Origin of the sequence: Xanthomarina gelatinilytica (genome assembly GCF_000348685.1) — a bacterium.
Classification (GTDB): domain Bacteria; phylum Bacteroidota; class Bacteroidia; order Flavobacteriales; family Flavobacteriaceae; genus Xanthomarina; species Xanthomarina gelatinilytica.
In genome coordinates this window covers 595257-615318 of the sequence record NZ_ANLA01000004.1, presented here as the reverse complement: position 1 = coordinate 615318, position 20062 = coordinate 595257, and the positions used below count along the sequence as shown (strand labels likewise).

14 protein-coding genes are annotated in these 20062 nt (G+C 36.6%); 8 read left to right on the top strand and 6 right to left on the bottom strand.

Going from position 1 to position 20062, the window contains the following annotated elements:
• Positions 1–117: 117 nt before the first annotated feature.
• The gene (locus D778_RS03385) at positions 118–1080 is read right to left on the bottom strand and encodes a M23 family metallopeptidase (protein WP_007647691.1); all 963 of its coding nucleotides are present in this window, start codon (positions 1078–1080) and stop codon (positions 118–120) included.
• Positions 1081–3840 carry a 2-oxoglutarate dehydrogenase E1 component gene (locus tag D778_RS03380; protein WP_007647690.1) on the bottom strand — a complete coding sequence of 920 codons (2760 nt, stop codon included), beginning with the start codon at positions 3838–3840 and terminating at the stop codon, positions 1081–1083.
• 114 nt (positions 3841–3954) lie between these two features.
• Between D778_RS03380 and D778_RS03375 the strand changes: the two genes are divergently transcribed.
• The gene (locus tag D778_RS03375; RefSeq protein ID WP_007647689.1) at positions 3955–4497 is read left to right on the top strand and encodes a hypothetical protein; all 543 of its coding nucleotides are present in this window, start codon (positions 3955–3957) and stop codon (positions 4495–4497) included.
• On the opposite strand, the gene D778_RS03370 is transcribed toward D778_RS03375, so the two are convergent.
• Together D778_RS03370 and D778_RS03365 are read right to left on the bottom strand one after the other, a co-directional pair.
• Entirely contained in the window at positions 4494–4850 is a 357-nt protein-coding gene (locus tag D778_RS03370; RefSeq protein ID WP_007647681.1) for a hypothetical protein, read from the bottom strand. The two genes, D778_RS03375 and D778_RS03370, sit on opposite strands and share 4 nt — an antisense overlap.
• 21 nt (positions 4851–4871) lie before the next feature.
• Entirely contained in the window at positions 4872–5846 is a 975-nt protein-coding gene (locus D778_RS03365) for a polyprenyl synthetase family protein (protein WP_007647675.1), read from the bottom strand.
• A gap of 122 nt (positions 5847–5968) precedes the next feature.
• On the opposite strand from D778_RS03365, the gene D778_RS03360 reads away from it, so the two are divergent.
• From D778_RS03360 to D778_RS03330, 7 genes are all read left to right on the top strand, one after another.
• Positions 5969–6577, top strand: coding sequence for a TetR/AcrR family transcriptional regulator (locus D778_RS03360; RefSeq protein WP_040491315.1), 609 nt, complete (start codon positions 5969–5971; stop codon positions 6575–6577).
• Positions 6578–6596: 19 nt separating this feature from the next.
• Positions 6597–7940, top strand: coding sequence for a TolC family protein (locus tag D778_RS03355; RefSeq protein WP_040491313.1), 1344 nt, complete (start codon positions 6597–6599; stop codon positions 7938–7940).
• Between the two features lie 21 nt (positions 7941–7961).
• Positions 7962–9167, top strand: a complete 1206-nt coding sequence (locus D778_RS03350) for an efflux RND transporter periplasmic adaptor subunit (RefSeq protein ID WP_007647671.1) — start codon at positions 7962–7964, stop codon at positions 9165–9167.
• 13 nt (positions 9168–9180) lie between these two features.
• Positions 9181–12660, top strand: coding sequence for an efflux RND transporter permease subunit (locus D778_RS03345; RefSeq protein WP_007647670.1), 3480 nt, complete (start codon positions 9181–9183; stop codon positions 12658–12660).
• 157 nt (positions 12661–12817) lie between these two features.
• Positions 12818–14572, top strand: a complete 1755-nt coding sequence (gene aspS, locus D778_RS03340) for an aspartate--tRNA ligase (RefSeq protein ID WP_007647669.1) — start codon at positions 12818–12820, stop codon at positions 14570–14572.
• A gap of 176 nt (positions 14573–14748) precedes the next feature.
• The gene (locus D778_RS03335; protein WP_007647668.1) at positions 14749–16551 is read left to right on the top strand and encodes a chloride channel protein; all 1803 of its coding nucleotides are present in this window, start codon (positions 14749–14751) and stop codon (positions 16549–16551) included.
• A gap of 6 nt (positions 16552–16557) precedes the next feature.
• Positions 16558–16794: a hypothetical protein gene (locus D778_RS03330; protein WP_007647667.1), complete on the top strand. Its 237-nt coding sequence runs from the start codon at positions 16558–16560 to the stop codon at positions 16792–16794.
• On the opposite strand, the gene D778_RS03325 is transcribed toward D778_RS03330, so the two are convergent.
• Positions 16791–17240, bottom strand: a complete 450-nt coding sequence (locus D778_RS03325; protein ID WP_007647666.1) for a nucleoside deaminase — start codon at positions 17238–17240, stop codon at positions 16791–16793. The genes D778_RS03330 and D778_RS03325 overlap by 4 nt on opposite strands.
• Positions 17241–17308: 68 nt before the next feature.
• Positions 17309–19966, bottom strand: coding sequence for a T9SS-dependent M36 family metallopeptidase (locus D778_RS03320; RefSeq protein ID WP_007647665.1), 2658 nt, complete (start codon positions 19964–19966; stop codon positions 17309–17311).
• Positions 19967–20062: the final 96 nt, after the last annotated feature.

Here is a 20062-nt window from a genome sequence, read left to right as displayed (position 1 = left end):
CTATTTGCTTACGTTGTTTTTGTTCTATTTCTTTTTGTCCTTTTGTAATAAATAGTTTAAAGCTTCAGACACATCTTTAAACTGTTTGTTGTATTTGTGTTTATAGTTCTTAAAATACTATCTTCCTATATTTTTAACAACATCTCCCTTAACAGGCAGATAATCTCTCTGTAATTCGCCATTGACCAAAATCTTTTCAAAATACAATTTTCCTCCTGTGGCAATATTCATATCCAAGGTGTTTTGCAAACTTAAATGCAAATGAGGCTCTGATGTATTACCAGAATTACCACATTGCGCCAAAAGTGCTCCTTGTCTTATAAATTGGCCTTCCCTTACAACTATGGATTGATGCTTTAAATGTGCAAACAAAATATATTCTTTGTTGCTGGTCTCTAAAACAATGGTGTTTCCAGTAAGTTGTTCAGGGTTTAATTCTCCAGGTATGTTGTCCTCTACTCCTGTGATCACTTTTACTACTTTAGCATCGCAAGGTGCTATAATCTCTTTTCCAAAAGCAAAGTAACTCTCATTGTTTTTAGGGTCTCCCGTAAAGGATACGCCATCTTTCATTATCAAGATATCGTAAGCATATTTTTGGTTTTCATGGGCTACATGATAGTTTTGATCTTCTGTGGTCCCTCCCCAAAACACAAACCATTCTTCATGAAATGGCAATATCATTTTAGTTGTATTTCGCTCAATAAGCTGAAGGTTTTCTGGTTTGTGATAAGTTATTTGCAAGCCACCTATTTTGTTGTTTTTATCTAAATAAACCAACATATCCCTCACTTCTGAGACAAAAGTTACTTTATAGACATGGGCCAATTCTTTTAAATTTTTAAATTCAATCTTGGAGATTTTGCCCAAGCTACTATTCAAATCTGCAAAAAAGGTTTTTGTTTTAGTTAAAGGCAAAGCCTTTTTCATATCGTAATTATACATATTATATATGGCATCATAATTTTGCTCATTAAAAAATGACACCAATTCTGACACTTCTTTTTTATAGTTTTCCTGTTCTTGCGAAAAAGAACCTAGAGTAATAAATAATAATAATATAAATACGCTTTTTTTCATTTAACGTTGATTGTTTTTTGTTTTATCGAACACGTAATCAATGACTTCTTTATGACGTTTTTTAGAACGCACAGTACTTCCTGCTGCAGGAGCTCCGTAAGCTCTTCTGGTTGCTGCCCTAAACGTTTTGGCTTCGTCCAGGTGCATTAACATATGACTGTAAGCTCCCATGTTTCTAGGTTCTTCTTGAGCCCAAACCACATCTTCGGCATTTTTGTATTTCTTTAAAATGGCTCTAATATCATCTACTGGAAGTGGAAACAATTGTTCAATTCTCACCAAGGCCATATCTTCCCTTCCTAATTTTTCTTGTTCTTCAAGTAAATCGTAATAGAATTTTCCAGTAACAAATACCAAGGTTTTAATGCTCTCGGCTTTTGCTCTTTCATCATCAATTAACATTTTAAACCCACCATTTGCAAATTCATCTACTGTGGAAACAACCAAAGGATGGCGTAACAAGCTTTTAGGTGTGAACACGATCAATGGTTTTCTAAATTTAGCTTTTACCTGTCTTCTTAATAAATGGAACATGTTTGCAGGTGTAGTACAATCTGCCACATACATGTTATCTTTAGCACAAAGCTGAAGATAACGCTCCATTCTACCAGAAGAATGTTCTGCTCCTTGGCCTTCATAACCATGAGGCAACAACATGACCAGACCATTTTGAAGTTTCCATTTATCTTCGGCTGCAGATATGTATTGATCTATCATAATTTGTGCGCCATTGCTGAAGTCCCCAAATTGGGCTTCCCAAATGGTAAGTGTTTTTGGACTTGCCATAGCGTAACCATAATCAAAACCTAAAACACCATATTCTGACAGCAAGGAATTGTAAATAAAGAATTTCCCTTGTTTGTCACTGATATTATTGTGCAATATAATTTCTTCTTCACTGTCCTCCACTTTTACCACAGCGTGTCTGTGGGAAAAGGTTCCTCTTTCCACATCTTGTCCAGAGATTCTAACATCAAATCCTTCTTCTAGAATAGAACCATAAGCTAAATGTTCTGCCATGGCCCAATCCAGTTTATCTTCGTTAAACATATCTTGTCTGGACTCTACCAAACGGGATATTTTACGTATAAATTTTTTGTCTTTTGGTAATGATGAGAGCACCTTGGCGATTTTAGCCAAACCATCTTTAGGGAAGGTGGTATCTACAGGTTTCATCATTTTATCTTCTTCAACCGTAATATAATTTTCCCATTCGTTTTGCATGAATGGCGTAATAACGGTTTTGTCTTCTTTTCTTGAGTCTTCTAATTTTTCCTCTAAGGTCGCTTTGTATTCCTCTTCCAACTTATTTACATAAGCTTCATCAACAATCCCTTGAGAAATTAGCTTTTCGGCATAAATCTCCCTTGGATTTTTATGTTTTGCAATGGCTTTGTACAATTTAGGTTGTGTAAAACGTGGTTCATCCCCTTCGTTATGGCCATATTTTCTATAACCCAATAAATCTATAAACACATCGCGTTTAAACTGCATTCTAAAATCCAAGGCAAACAACATGGCGTGAACCACAGCTTCTGCATCATCTGCATTAACGTGCAAAACAGGCGAAAGTGTTACTTTGCCAACATCTGTACAATAGGTACTGGAACGAGCATCTAGATAGTTGGTTGTAAATCCTACTTGGTTGTTTACCACAATATGAATGGTTCCATTGGTTTTATACCCATCCAATTGGGCCATTTGAATGATCTCGTACACCAAGCCTTGACCTGCTATTGCTGCATCTCCATGAACGATAATTGGTAAAACCTGTGATGGGTTTTCAGCATATTTATCGTCTTGTTTGGCTCTAACAATCCCTTCCACTACGGCACCAACGGTTTCCAAGTGCGATGGGTTTGGAGCGATGTTCAAGTTAATTTTCTTTCCAGAATTTGTTATTCTATCGCTAGTCCAACCCAAATGGTATTTTACGTCACCATCAAACACTTCCTGTTCGTAATCTTTGCCTTCAAACTCGCTAAAAATATCCTTGGCCGATTTTCCAAAAATATTGGTCAAGGTACTTAAACGACCACGATGTGCCATTCCCATCACAAATTCCTTAACATCATATTCTGAAGCTTTTTCAATTAAGGCATCCAATGCTGGAATTAAAGACTCGCCTCCTTCCAATGAAAAGCGTTTTTGTCCAACATACTTGGTGTGCAAGAAACTTTCAAAAGAAACAGCTTCGTTTAGCTTTTTAAGGATGTATTTTTTTTGTTCTGCTGAAAAGTTAGGCTGATTGTCGTTAATGTTTAATTTGTCTTGAATCCATTTTATTTCTTCAGGTTTTCTAATGTACATATATTCAACACCTATGGAGCTGCAGTAAATTTTCTCTAAGTGGTTGATGATTTCCTGAAGGGTTTGAGACCCAATCCCAATAACTTCACCTGCACTAAAAACCGTGTTTAAATCGGATTTAGACAAGCCGAAATTCTCAATTTCCAAAGTAGGAGCATATTTTCTACGCTCTCTAACCGGATTTGTTTTTGTAAACAAATGCCCTCTTGTCCTATAGCCATCTATAAGCTTGATTACCTGAAATTCCTTGGTAAGGCTTTCCGAAACATGTTCGCAGGAGGCAGCTTCTACAGGCTGATCTACCATACCATAACTTTCGCTGCCAAAATCGAAGCCTTGAAAGAAGGCTCTCCAACTTGGTTCTACAGAATCTGGGTTTTGTAAATATTGGTCGTATAATTCAGCAAAGTAAGCTGTATGTGCTGCATTTAAGAAGGAATATTTGTCCATATAAAATGAAAAACTAAAACGTTTAAATAAAATTAATACAAAAGTACAACTTTTAGTAAAATTAGATATGCTTTTATTATTTTTATCCAACCTATTTTAACCAAAAACCCTATTATGAAAAAAAAATCCCTTATTATACACGAATCCAGGATGCTTATGCTGTTAATCTGTTTGTTTTCAGCACCTCTTTTTGCACAAGAAAACAATTACAGTCAAAAAAGTGATTTTTGGAATCATGTTCGGTTTGGAGGTGGTATTGGTTTGAGTTTTGGCAACAATTTCTTTAGTGGCACCTTGGCTCCCAGTGCCATTTATCAATTTAACCGACAGTTTGCTTTAGGGGTTGGGTTGAGTGGCACATACAACTCTCAAAAAAATTATTACAAATCCACCATAATTGGAGGAAGTATCATTGGACTTTTTAATCCAATTAATGAGATTCAAATCTCTGCTGAATTTGAAGAAAACAATGTCAGTATTGATTGGGACAGCAGAACAGGCTTTGCTAACGAAAATTATTGGTACCCTTCCTTATTTCTTGGAGCTGGCTATCATGCCAGGAACGTCACCATAGGCATACGTTTTGATGTGCTTTACGACAATTCCAAAAGTACTTATGCAGATCCTTGGATGCCATTTGTACGTGTGTATTTTTAAGAATATTGTTGTTTAAACCACACCTTTTGCCATTCTCTTTGTAGCAGCAAAAAGGTAACCTGTTCTGAAAGTGCCAACACATCGCTACCATCCAGTTGTTTTACTTTGTATTCTGGAACATCTATAATATAAAGCAGGTTTAGGTAATCCATGAATTTTTCCTGAATTAAATTGTAAATGGTTTCGTGCAAGATGAGTTTTAGGCTAGATGGCAAGACATCTTCGTTAAAACTCAAATCGATGTTGGCATATAAAAAATCCTTGTTTAGTTGTTGGACCAATTTATTGTATAAATCCTGTTGCAAGGACGCATCCAAAATCTCTTGAGTTGTTTTTAACTGTTTCATCATCATAAAACCATAGCTTTAAAGCCATTACACATTTCTACCCATTAATTGCTTTCCAAAAGCTATAAGGCCTAATTTATTTTTTTCACACACATTTAAGTGGTCTAAAACCGTAAAAGCTTTATTGGTATAGGCCTCTATGGCTTTTTTGGTAGCCTCTGCAGAACCACTGGACACAAAAATTTGTTTGGCTGTTTTTATTTTTTCGGAATGGTCTGTGGTGTTCAAGCTGTATAAATGTTGCAGTTCGGTTTTTTTATCTGCTTCAGAAAATTCCACTGCCTTTAAATACAAATAGGTTTTTTTGTTCTCAATAATATCGCCTCCAACTTGTTTTCCAAAGGTTTTTGGATCACCAAACACATCTAGGTAATCGTCTTGTAATTGAAAGGCAATACCTAAGTTTTTACCAAATTCATATATAATATCTTGGTCTTCTTTTGTGGCCTGAGCCACTATGGCTCCCATTTTCATGGCTGCACCAACCAAAACAGCTGTTTTGTATTCTATCATTTTTAGGTACTCGGGAATGGTAACATTGTCCCTGGTTTCAAAATCAACATCAAACTGTTGACCTTCGCAGACTTCCAAAGCTGTTTTACTGAACAATCTGGCCAAAGCCTGAAAAACGTCTGGACTATAATTCTCAAACAATTGGTAAGCCATAATTAACATGGCATCGCCAGAAAGGATACCAGTGTTCAAGTCCCATTTTTCGTGTACGGTTTCCTCACCTCTTCTTAAAGGCGCATCGTCCATAATATCGTCATGCACCAAAGAAAAGTTGTGAAACACTTCAATGCTCAAAGCTGCATCCAGCGCTTTTTTGTAGTCGCAATTAAATATTTCGGCCGTCATTAAAGTTAAAACTGGACGCAAACGCTTGCCTCCTAGTTTTAAAATATAATTTATGGGATTGTATAGAGATTCCGGTTCCCTTGGCTTGATGAAATTGTTTAAATAAGAAACAAAGGCTTCTTGATAAATTGATACTTGTTGCATCAAACAAAAATAGTGCAATTAAAGATACTTTTGCAATAAGTTTTTTGAATATTAACAAATTGTTAAAACTTTGGAAACTTTTTAGGTTTTTATAGTTTCCTGTTGTACATTTGCCTCCTATTATGAGAGACAAGATACTTATTAATGCAGCAGACATGTTTTTAAACTATGGGTTTAAAAGCGTAACAATGGATGATATTGCCAATAAAATTGGGATATCTAAAAAAACCATTTACCAACATTTTGACACCAAAACCAAATTGGTGGAAGCTACTACGCTATACATGTTTGAATTTATTTCGCATGGCATAGATTGCATTTGTGCTTTAAACAAAAGCCCTATTGATGAAATTTACGAGATAAAAAAATTCACCATGGAGCACTTAAAGGATGAAAAATCGTCGCCACAGCACCAACTTCAAAAATACTATCCAAAGATTTTCGAAAAGTTAAAAACCAATCAATTTTGTATCATGCAAGACTGTGTCACAAACAACCTTGCACGTGGTGTGGCAGAAGGGTATTACCGAAAATCCATTGATATTGAGTTTATTTCCAGGCTATATTTTAACACCATGATGTGCTTAAAGGACCCAGACTTATTTCCATTGAACGATTTTTCCATGAGAACCTTAATGGATAATTTTTTAGAGTATCACATTCGTGGAATCAGCACAGAGAAAGGAATAGATAAACTAAACAGTATTATAAACACCAAACAAAACCACTAAAACTTACGTACTAACAAACATGAAACACAAATCACTAGTAATAATTATGTTATGCTTTACTTCTTGGTTGTTTGCCCAAGAAGTTCCAAGTAGTTTCACGCTACAAGAAGCCATAGATTTTGCTTTGGAAAATAACAGACAGGCAAAAAACGCCCTTAGGGACATTGAAGCTGCAGAAAAACAAAAATGGGAAACCACAGCCACAGGATTACCACAAATAAATGGCGCTGTAGATTACCAAAATTGGCTTAAGCAACAAGTGTCTTTACTGCCAGCAGAAATTGCTGGTGGGGAACCTGGCACCTTTGTACCTGTAACCTTTAGCCCAAAACAAAGTGTTAATGCCATGGCAACCCTAAATCAATTATTGTTTGACGGCTCTTATATTGTAGGCTTACAATCGGCAAAAGTGTATTTGGAAATCTCAAAAAATGCCAAGACCAAAACCGATTTGGAAGTCCGTCAAGCTGTAATAAATGCCTATGGCAATGTGTTATTGGCTGAAGAAAACTTACAAATAGTCAATAAAAACATAGAAGTACTTGAAAAAAACCTTGACGAAACCACCAAGATCTATGAAAATGGTCTTGCTGAAGAAGAGAGCGTCGAACAACTGCAAATTACCTTAACCAGTTTGGAAAACTATCAAAACAATGTAGAACGTATAAAGGATTTATCATATAAAATGTTCAACATTACCTTGGGAATAGATTTATATGAAAACACTGTTTTAACAGATTCCCTTGAAAGTTTGACCCTTCAAAATATTTCTTTGGAATTATTGGAAGCCAATGAAAGTATTGAGAACAATATAGATTATCAAATTGCCAAAAACCAGGAAGTATCCAAAGAACTGCTTTTAAAATTAGAGAAAAGCACATTTTTACCTAGTTTAAGTGCCTTTGTTAATGCTGGCTACAGTGGATATGGCGAAAAATTTGAATTCACCACCAATAACCAGGAATGGTATGGGTCTTCGCTTTTGGGTGTTAGCATGTCCATTCCCATTTTTAGTTCTGGCATGCGCAGTGCTGCCACACAACGTGCCAAAATAGATTTGGAAATTGCCAAAGAAGAACTAACGCAAACAGAACAACAGCTTAAATTTGATATAGCAAATGCAAAGAGCAATTATCGGTTTGCCATAGAAGAATTCGAAAACAAACGTCAAAACTTAAATCTGGCCGAACGTATTGAGCAAAAAAACCAAACCAAATTTTTTGAAGGGATCGCGTCCAGTTTCGATTTAAGACAAGCACAAACCCAACTTTATACTGCACAACAGGAATATTTGCAATCCATGTTCGATGTGATTGCCAAAAAAGCCGAGTTAGAAACCATACTAAACACTGTAAATTACTAAGCCATTAATCATATAACACTCATGAAAAACATACATCTCCTCTTTATTCTTGCCGTTCTTATTAGCTCTTGTGGTGATAAGGAAGCAAAATCATTTGAAAAAGTCCTAGCTTCTGATAATTTATCGGAACTAAAAGAAAAACGCAACGAAATAGATGCCAAACAACAACAACTGAACGAACAAATAAGCTTGCTTAATGAAAAAATAGCGCAATTGGACACGGTTAGGAAAGTTCCTTTAATTACCACCATTAAAGCCAAGCAGGAAGTATTTAACCATCAGTTGGAAATACAAGGGAACGTTACAACCAAAAACCTGTTGGTTATCACTCCGGAATTTAATGGCATTTTAACCAATGTGTATGTTAAAGAAGGTGAAAAGGTGCGTCAAGGACAGCTATTAGCTAAAATTGACGATGGAGGTCTAAGTCAGCAATTGGCACAATTGGAAATCCAAGCCAATTTAGCCAAAACCACTTTTGAACGTCAAAAACGTTTGTGGGACCAAAATATTGGGAGTGAAATTCAATACTTACAAGCCAAATCCACCTACGAGTCTCAAGCCGAAGCTGTAAACCAGTTAAAGCAACAAATAGCCAAAACCAATGTAACGGCTCCTTTTTCGGGAACCATAGACGATGTGATTACAGAGCAAGGAAGTGTGGTGGCTGCTGGACAAACACCTCTTATTCGTCTTGTAAATTTGGAAGACATGTACATTGAAACCGATGTGCCGGAAAGCTATATAACCAATGTTACCAAAGGCAAAAATGTTATAGTGGAATTTCCTGTATTGGGAAAAACCATCGAGACCAAAGTACGCCAAGCAGGAGATGTTATCAATCCTGCAAACAGAACCTTTAAAGTGGAAGTTGGTATACCAAACGAAGACAAAACCATTAAACCAAACCTCACAGCACGTTTAAAAATTAACGACTACACCAATCCAGAAGCGATTCTTATACCACAAAGCATTATTTCAGAAAACGCAGAAGGTGAGCAATATGTGTATGTTGTTACCAATAAAAACTCCAATGGTGAAGCAGATGCCAAACGCATTATCATTAAAACCGGAAGAACCCAAGGAGATGTCATAGAAGTGCTTGAGGGCATTGACGATGGCGCAGAAATCATCAAGGAAGGTGCACGAAGCGTTAAGGATGGACAAATTGTGAAAGTAATCAATTTACCAAACCAAGACGAGCCAACCGATAATTCTAACGACTAAAAAGTAACATTCAATGACTAAAAAGAAAAAACAAGTCGATAAGGAATTTGGTTTATCATCCTGGGCAATCAACAATAAAACCACCATGTATGTCCTTATTCTGGTGATTTTTTATTTAGGCGTTGCTGCCTTTTTCGACATGCCACGTGAAAATTTCCCTGAAGTAAACGAAACCAAAATCTATGTAAGCTCTGTATACCCAGGAAACACGGCAGAAGATGTTGAAAAACTCATAACAGACCCACTGGAAGATGAGTTAAAAACAGTGAGCAATGTGGTAGAAATTACCTCAACATCCCAAGAGGATTTTTCCATGATTATCGTGGAATTTGATGAACACCTTACAGTAGAACAGGCCAAACAAAAAGTAAAAGACGAAATAGACACCAAGACAGCAGGAGAAGATTGGCCCATGTCCAATGGTGCCAAAGTAAAACCAGACGTGTTTGAGCTGAGCCTTTCGGAAGAAATGCCCATTTTAAACATTAATATTTCTGGTGATTATCCCGTTGAAAAACTCAAGGAATATGGCGAATATCTTCAAGATGAAATTGAAGACTTAATGGAAATCAAACAGGTGGATATTCGTGGTGCCCAAGAAAAAGAAGTTGAAGTTGCAGTGGATATCTATAAAATGATGGCTGCCGAAGTTACCTTTTCGGACATTATAGGAGCCATAAACAATGGTAACGTGACCATGTCTGCCGGAAACCTAAAAACCAGTGGGCAACGAAGAACCATTAGGATTCTTGGGGAAATTGAAACGCCAGACCAGCTTAAAAATTTCGTTGTAAAATCTGAAAAAGGTCATGCCATTTATTTAAAAGATGTGGCAACTGTATCATTTCAAGAAGAAGATAAAACCACATTTGCCCGAGAATTTGGAGAACCTGTGGTCATGCTGGACGTAAAAAAACGTGCTGGTAAAAACATGGTCGCTGCTGCCGAACAGATACAGGTTATTGTTCAAGATGCCATAGACAATGTATTTCCTCAGGATTTAAAAGTCACCATTGCCAACGACCAATCTTCAGTAACCATAGGACAGGTAGACGATTTGGTGAATAACATTATTTTTGGTGTTATCTTGGTGGTAACCGTTTTAATGTTCTTTTTAGGGTTTAAAAATGCCATATTTGTAGGTTTTGCCATCCCAATGTCCATGTTTATGTCGCTCATGATTTTAAGCATGTTAGGACAAAGTTTAAATACCATGGTCCTTTTTGGGTTGATCATGGGATTAGGAATGCTTGTGGACAATGGTATTGTAGTGGTGGAAAATGTCTATCGTCTCATGGACGAAGAAGGTATGAGCCGAATTGAAGCAGCCAAAAAAGGAATTGGGGAAATAGCTTTTCCTATTATAATTTCTACAGCAACAACCGTAGCAGCTTTTATACCTTTAGGCTTATGGCCTGGTATTATGGGTGAATTTATGATGATACTACCAATCACGCTTTCTGTGGTTTTGGGATCTTCATTATTTGTTGCCATTTTCTTTAACTCCGTTTTGGTGTCTCAGTTTATGAATACCGAAGATAAAGACATGCCACTTAAAAAAATTATCAGAACCACAGTTATTATGGCTGTTTTAGGGATTTTGGTATTTATTGTTGGTGGTGAGTATCGAGCTCTTGGAACCCTAATGGTATTTACTGCCATTATGCTTTGGATCTATCGTTTGTTTTTACGAAAATGGGCCAATAGCTTTCAAACAAAAGCGCTTGTAAAATTAGAACGTTGGTATGAAGGCCAATTGCGTTGGGCACTATCTGCTAAGAAACCATATATTTTGACTATTGGTACTTTTGCACTATTGATCTTGGCTTTTGTGGCTTTTGGGATTTCTTTATCAACCCAACGCACCAAAGTGGAATTCTTTCCAGACAACAAACCAAATCAAATTATTGTATATATAGAATATCCACAAGGAACTGCCATTGAAAAAACCAATGCCATTACCAAAGAAATAGAAAAAATTGTTTATAAGGTTATAAACGATGACCAATATACAGATGGCAACTACAACTTTATGGTTGAAAGTGCAGTCTCGCAGGTAGGTGAAGGTGCCGGAAACCCTCAAACGGATAGTGGTTCTTCTGCCGAAATGCCTCATAAAGCAAAAATAACGGCATCCATGAGAGAGTATAAATATCGTCGTGGAGAAGATAGTGAATTGTTACGACAGAAAGTACAAAAAGCCTTAGTTGGTATTTTCCCAGGCGTACTTATTTCTGTTGAAAAAGATGCCAATGGACCACCTGCTGGATCTCCTATCAATATTGAAATTGAAGGTGACGATTATGACGAGTTGATTAACACGGCCGAAAACATGCGTGAGTTTATCAACAACAAGAACATTCAAGGTATTGATGAACTTAAAATAGATGTCAATAAAGACAAGCCATCCATGAGAGTGGTTATAGATAGGGAAAAAGCTGGAGAATTAGGCATTAGTGCTGCCCAAGTGGGACAACAGTTACGTAACTCCATTTTTGGCTCTAAAGCTGGTATCTACAAAGAAGGTGGTGACGACTTTGATATTTACGTGCGTTTTAATGAAGACAACCGTTACAACACCAGTGCACTGTTTAATCAAAACATCACATTTAGGGACAATACGGGACAAATAAAAAGCATCCCTGTTTCGGCCATAACCAAACATGAAAACAATTCTGGTTTTAGTGCCATTAAACACAAAGACACAAGACGTGTGGTAACCGTTTACTCGGCTTTATCTCCAGGATTTACAGATGCAGGCGCCATTGTTGCCCAAATTCAAAACGAGATGAAAAGCTTTAAAAACCTTCCTAAGAACATCAAAATAGATTATACAGGTCAGATTGAGGAGCAAAACAAACAAATGACCTTTCTAATGGGTGCTTTTTTTACTGGGTTGGGACTTATTTTTTTCATCTTAATCTTTCAGTTTAATTCCATTTCAAAACCAGCTATTATTATGTTAGCCATCTTTTTGAGTTTTATAGGTGTTTTTGGAGGTTTGGTGATTACAGGTAGTGCTTTCGTAATCATGATGACCATGGTTGGTATTATTTCCTTAGCAGGAATTGTGGTGAATAATGGTGTGGTACTGCTGGATTATGCACAATTGTTAATTGATAGGAAAAAACAACAACTTGGATTGGATGACCAGGAATATTTAAGTAAGGAAGATTTATTTGAAAGCATTGTAAAAGCTGGTAAAGCCCGTTTGCGTCCGGTACTTTTAACAGCCATTACTACCATTTTAGGCTTAATACCTTTAGCCATTGGGTTAAACATCAATTTCTTTACCTTATTTAAAGAGTTTGATGCCAATATTTACATGGGTGGAGACAACGTGGTTTTTTGGGGCCCTTTGGCCTGGACCGTGATTTATGGTTTATTGATAGCCACGTTTTTAACACTTATTGTGGTACCTGTATTGTTCTATTTATCCATGCAATTAAAAATGTGGATTCGTAACAAAAGAGCAACAACAGATCTTATTTAATTACCTTCCTTTTATTCTCAATTAGAAGGATTGATTAATAGCGGAAAAAGCCTCGACAAATGTTGGGGCTTTTTTATTTGATAATCGGTTAACTTCCTTAAATTTGCAACCTATTTAAATAGCTTGAAATAAAAATTCAAGTTTAATATTCCGATATATGTATAGAAGTCATACCTGTGGTGAGTTAAGGGCATCACACATCAATAAAGAAGTTACACTAGCTGGTTGGGTACAAAAATCCCGTGACAAAGGGTTTATTGTTTGGGTGGATTTACGCGATCGCTACGGCATCACCCAATTGGTTTTTGATGAAGAACGTACGCCTAAAGCCATGATGGAAAAAGCCCAAAACTTAGGTCGTGAATTTGTGATTCAAGTGACCGGAACGGTTATTGAGCGAGCTTCCAAAAATCCAAACATCCCAACAGGAGACATAGAAATTTTGGTTTCTGAACTGACTGTTTTAAACGAAGCCTTGTTACCACCTTTTACCATTGAAGACAAAACCGATGGTGGCGAGGATATTAGAATGAAATATCGCTATTTGGATATTAGACGCAATCCTGTGAAAAACAGCTTGATTTTTCGTCATAAAGTCACTCAGGAAGTTAGAAATTATTTGTCCAAAGAAGGTTTTATTGAAGTAGAAACACCTTACTTAATAAAATCCACTCCAGAAGGTGCCAGAGATTTTGTGGTACCAAGTCGCATGAACCAAGGACAGTTTTATGCCCTTCCACAAAGTCCGCAAACATTTAAGCAGTTGTTGATGGTTGGTGGCATGGACAAGTATTTTCAGATTGTAAAATGTTTTAGGGACGAAGATTTACGTGCCGATAGACAACCTGAATTCACGCAAATAGACTGTGAAATGGCTTTTGTGGAGCAAGAAGATATTTTAAATGCGTTTGAAGGTTTAACCAGACACCTTTTAAAGGAAGTGAATGGTGTTGAAATAGACCAATTCCCACGCATGTTGTATGACGATGCCATGCGCTTATATGGGAACGACAAACCAGACATCCGCTTTGGGATGGAGTTTGGGGAACTGAACGAGGTAGCACAACATAAAGATTTTGGTGTTTTCAACTCTGCCGAATTGGTTGTTGGTATTGCTGTTCCCGGAGGAAATGCTTACACCAGAAAAGAAATAGACCAATTAATTGATTGGGTAAAACGTCCACAAGTTGGCGCATTGGGTATGGTATATTGCAGATGCAATGACGATGGAACCTATAAATCTTCAGTTGATAAATTTTACGACCAGGACGATTTGTCCAAATGGGCTGAAGCTACTGGAGCAAAAGCTGGCGATTTAATTTGCGTACTTTCAGGAGATAAAAATAAAGTAAGAGCCCAATTAAGTGCCTTGCGTATGGAGCTGGCAGAACGTTTGGGATTGCGAAATCCAAACGAATTTGCACCTCTTTGGGTGATGGATTTCCCACTTTTGGAATGGGATGAAGAAACCGAACGTTATCATGCCATGCACCATCCATTTACTTCGCCAAAACCTGGACAGCTGGAATTATTGGCTACAAATCCGGGAGAAGTAAAAGCCAATGCCTACGATTTGGTGTTGAACGGAAACGAAATTGGTGGAGGTTCCATAAGAATTCACGACAAAAAAACCCAGGCCTTGATGTTCGATTATTTAGGTTTTACTGAGGAAGAAGCCAAAGCCCAATTTGGATTCCTGATGAATGCGTTTGAGTATGGAGCTCCTCCACATGGTGGTTTGGCTTTTGGTTTGGATAGATTGGTTGCCATTCTTGGTGGACAAGAAACCATTCGGGATTTTATAGCCTTTCCTAAAAACAATGCGGGTCGCGATGTGATGATAGATGCACCTGCTCCCATAGACAATAAACAGCTGGAAGAGCTAAGTTTAAAACTCAACTTAAAATCATAAGACAAAAAATCCTGCAATTGCAGGATTTTTTAGTAGTTTTAATTCATGAGAAAGAAGCTTGTAAAAATCGTTTTATATACAGCATTAATCTTTACCATAATTCTGTTTGGGTTATATACCTATGCTTATTTTATGATGAATTCATAACCTATTCAGTAAATAAATAGCACCATAGAATGCACATAAAAACTTTAATAAAACAATTTTTAATTTGGAGATACAAACATATCTCACAGAAAAACTTTGTTTTGTTTTTAAGCACCTTTGTTGGATTATTGGCTGGTTTGGCTGCTGTAACCTTAAAAAACATTACTTATTTCATTCAAAACACACTGGAAAAAGGGATTGTTTTTTCAGAAAACCATCTGTATTTTATATTGCCTATTATAGGATTACTGATAGTATATCTTATAAAAAAATACATGTTCAGCAAAAAATTGACGCCTTCGGTACCTCCTTTTATAAAACGAGCCGTTCCGTCACTTTTATATTCTTTGCTAAGACAAAAAGGGCTTCTATCCTATAAATTAATCTACCATCCCTTGATACTAGCTCCACTAACAGTTGGTTTTGGTGGTTCCGTTGGGTTGTTGGGACCTGCCATTACTTCTGGCTCTGCCATTAGTTCCAATTTAAGTAGGCTCATGCACATTGATAAAAAAACACGTACGCTACTTATTGCTTGTGCAACGGCTGGAGCTGTAGCTTCCATGTTTAAATCTCCCATTGCGGCCATAGTTTTTGCTGTAGAAGTGTTTAGCCTGGATTTAACCTTTGCGTCTTTACTACCCTTATTGATTGCTTCTATCTCTTCTGTGTTAACATCTTATTTTTTCCTTGGAGATGAAGTTTTATTCAATTTTACGCTTACTGATAAATTTACCTTGCATGATACTGCTTTTTATATAATTCTTGGTATTGGAACAGGTGTGGCGTCTATTTATTTCACTAAAATATATTTTGCGGTTTACGCTTTCTTTGACAGATTTAAAACCAGATTTTCCAAATTACTGGTTGGAGGTTTGGCCATAGGGATCATGCTTTATTTTATTCCTCCATTATATGGTGAAGGTTTAAGTTTTACAAAAGATTTGTTTGATGGAAACTACTTACACGCTTTAGGCTCCAACTTATTTGATGAATATTTGGATAATATTTGGGTAGTTATCGTGCTACTTATTGGGTTTACGGTTTTTAAAGCCATAGCCATGACCACAACCTTTGCTGCTGGTGGTGTTGGCGGTGTTATAGTACCTACAATGGTTATGGGAAGCGCCTTAGGGAATGTAGTTGCCAAAATAGTTAATAATATTGGGCTTGGACACCAAGTTTCCGAATCCAACTTTACACTGGTTGGAATGGCTGGTCTTATAGCAGGTGTTATTCATGCGCCTTTAACTGCCATTTTTTTAATTGCTGAAATTACTGGAGGCTATGAGCTGTTTTTACCTTTAATGATAACTGTTGCTATTTCATATATGATTACTAAAAATTATATGGAACACACCATTTATACGAAAGAATTGGCTGAAAGAGGTGATTTACTGACGCATGACAAAGACCAAAATGTTCTAACTTCCATGAGCCTTGACAGTGTTATTGAACAAAATTTTATTACCTTAAACCCAACAATGTCTTTAGGCGACATGTTACATAAAGGTGTCTCAAAATCCAATAGAAACTTGTTTCCTGTTATTAATGAGGACCATGTTTTGGTTGGAATTATTCTTTTAGATGATATTAGAAGTATTATGTTTGACCAATCTTTGTACCATTCTACATCTGTAGAGACTTTTATGCAGTTACCTCCTGGACACATTGACTATGAAAAAGACAACATGAGAATGGTTATGCAAAAATTTCAAGATACCAATGCATGGAATTTACCTGTTATTAAACAAGGCAAATATTACGGTTTTGTTTCAAAATCCAAATTATTAACGGCATACAGACGCGAATTGTTAAACTTTACCCATTAAACACACATGAAATACCTAATTGCATTCTTTTTTATTGCTTCCATAAGTAGCATTGCTTGTGGTTATTTCCTAGATGTAGCTTATTCACAAAAACTCATAGGCTTTGGAGTTGTTGGGCTTTTTCTGGTGGTTTTTCCTTTGTTTTCCTATTACAGATGGAAAGATAGAAATGTAAAAGATTATATGATAACCAAGGAGAGTTTAGAAAAAATGAGAGAATACAATAATAAAAAAGAGTCTTAATTTAAGTTTCGTTTTTCTATAAAAAAGCGTTTTAACAGCTGTGATGCCTCATCAGCTAATATGCCTCCAACCATGATGGTTTTTGGATGTAATTTTGTTTTTAATTGGATGCATCCTCTTTCTTCATCCCTCGCTCCATAAACAATTTTGCTAATTTGGCTCCAATACAATGCTCCTGCACACATTTGGCAAGGCTCCAATGTTACATAAAGTGTACAGTTTTGAAGATATTTACCCCCTAAAAAATTGGAAGCTGCTGTTATGGCTTGCATTTCAGCATGAGCAGTAACATCGTTTAACAGTTCGGTTAAATTATGAGCTCTTGCAATTATTCGGTTATCAATTACTATAACTGCTCCAACGGGAATTTCACCTTTCTCAAAAGCCATTTCGGCTTCTTGAAGGGCTTTCTTCATAAAATAGGTGTCACTAAATACGTTTTCCATAGGTGTAAAAATAAAAAAAGACAGCTAGTAATTACTAGCTGTCTTAATTTTTTCATTGAAAAAACCAATTAGTTTTTAATAACCTTATGATTGGCACTAAATGATTCCCCGTTTATATTCAAGATATAAATACCGGATTGCAATTGATTGAGATCCAACTCTACTTGGTTAAACAATTCTACTTTTTTAGAAAGTACTTGTCTTCCGTTAATATCAGTTAAAGAAAGAGTTACCTGACCGTAGTTTTTGTTTGTTTTAATAAACAAACGATTATTGGTAGGGTTTGGAAACACTTTGTAACTGTTGGAGTTAAATTCATTTACACTTAAACTGGTACAATTAGCCAGAGTAGGATCATCAGATGGAGGCATTGCAAAATCTTCCACTTGGTCTGTTCTGCTAAAACCATATCCTTGAGAGGCATCTAAGCCTACACCTCTATTGGCAAATACTTCCCAGATTAAACATTGGTCTTCGCCTCCAGTAAGTGCCATATCTGCTGTTAATATTGCATTTCTACCAGTAACAAATCCTGGATTGCAACCTTGTATTTTTAAGCCATCAATAACTACTTGCATGACTTTATTGTTTCCTCCAGTACCATTGTATAAATCTGGATCGAAACCATACTTATCTACATAGGCCCATGTTAAGTCCCATAAAATAGTACTCCATATAAATCCAATACCATGTGGTGCAGCTACGTTTGCTGCATCATTAGTATCATTATATGTATAGTCATTAACAGCAAAATCTGTGCTATAAGGTGCTAATCTAATACCAATCCCATTGGTTGGTTGGCCTGTAGCGTAGGTTCCAATTCCTCTTGGGTCTTCTGGCTGATCTCCAGGTTGCATCGTCAACATTAACCCAAACCAGTCAGACCATCCCTCTCCCATTTGTTCAGGGTTGGACAAGCAGTTTGTGGCTGGACCTCCTGTTAACCTGGTTGAGATACCATGACCATATTCGTGAGCTACAATGCCATTATCGAAACTTCCATCTCGCATATAGTTACCTGTTCCTTGAAGGGTAACATTAACGGTTTCTGTTTGCATTTGAGAAATTAACAATTCACCATTTGTGTAGTTCATAAATACAGAAGGAATGGTAAACGGTGGAGTGACTTCTCCAGCCATATTTACGTATTCTGCGTAATTAGGGTCGTTAGTTGGGTTATTATGATTTACAACTATAACAGCAATGGCTCCTGCATCTTGAGCATGTTGAATTTTATCCACAAAGGCACAATTACCTCTTCTAACCACAGCAATTTTACCAGCAACACTAGAAATTGGGTTACAGCCTTCTGAAGGAGCAGCAGAACTATCATTAACAAGCTCCAAGTCTCCTGTAACAGGTGTTTCACCAATTCCGGTAATATTGTTTGGTGGTGTAGCTGCTGGGTTAACAGCTGGATAAGGACCAGCAATAGGAGTGTTATTTACTGTAACTAGATTTTGTATTCCACCTGGAGCAGACCATAAATACATTTGCATTCTTGGTGCATTTCCATCAACTGGTGTTGCAAAATTAGCGTTGTTAGTGCCTCCTCCATCTTGTCCTTGAGCTTGAACAGCATCGTTTCCTACACCTCCATTGCCATAATTGTTTTGTTGAAAGTTTCCAGACACTTCATCAAAACCATAACGGTACCATACATCGTGCATCACATTACTAACATAAAACATGTTTGTAACCGATACATCTTGATAACCCAATGGTTCTTGACTTAGGTTTAGTGAAAAATCAAAATTTAAAGTTGCAGTCCCATCTGGTGAATACCCAGGCGTATCAGAGTCTGCTGTATCTTCATAAGCATAAACATTGTTTCCTCTTGTTATGGTATATTCAGCTCCTGCTACTCCATTGGTATCGTGCCATCCATATGGGGAAGCCGTATCATCTGCTGGGGAACTTAACAGTGTTCTTCCTCCAAAACTAGGCGCTTCAACGGGAAAGGCGAACACATGGTATTGAGAACCGTCAGCAACCATAGCATTGGGCTTAAATAAAGTGAAATCTGTATTGGTATTTGTGTGAAAGTCGTGATTAGAGTGATCTCCATCACCAAAATTACAAGACACAACCCAATCAGATTTATCAATAATTTGGCCACTTATTGCATCTACTCGTACGCTCCACCAATGTTTGGAGTCAAGTGTGTTTAGGTTTAAGTCCCAAGCCAATTTTAAAGCATCTTCAGCTTCGGAGTAAGAATACACCAATTTTACAGGTATGTTTGTTTGAGAAACACCTGCTCCGTTAAAAACGAATTCATTATGCTTGGTAGAAATCAATTCCAATCCTTGAACGTTTCCAAGATTCAATTGTGAGGCTGCGTTTTCCAATGCGTCCTGTGCATTAATTTGAGCAGTTATGGTGTTTAATTTTTGGCTAACTTGACCAATAAAATTATTGGCATAGTAAAAAACTGCATTGTCTTTAATGGCCACACTAGAGGTTGCATTAAAAATCTCAATCCCTTGATAACGTTGATTTACAAATACATGGTTAATTTTAGTACTCTTAGAGAAGTACTCGTTACTAACATATAAATCCTGAATATCCGGTTCTGTAAGTTGATATTTAGCTAAATTTTTGGTTAAATAAGTCTCGATAAGACTGCCATACTCTGAATCTGAAAGGTTGTGCTGGGCAAACCCAATAAATCCAAATAATAACATGCCAATTATCACAAATTTTTGGGCGTAATTATTTTTCATTTTTTAGTTATTGATTTTATTTAATGTAACAAATATAGGTCTCAACATTTTATAATAACAATAAATAAGTAAAATACTTATCAAAATCACCAAAAT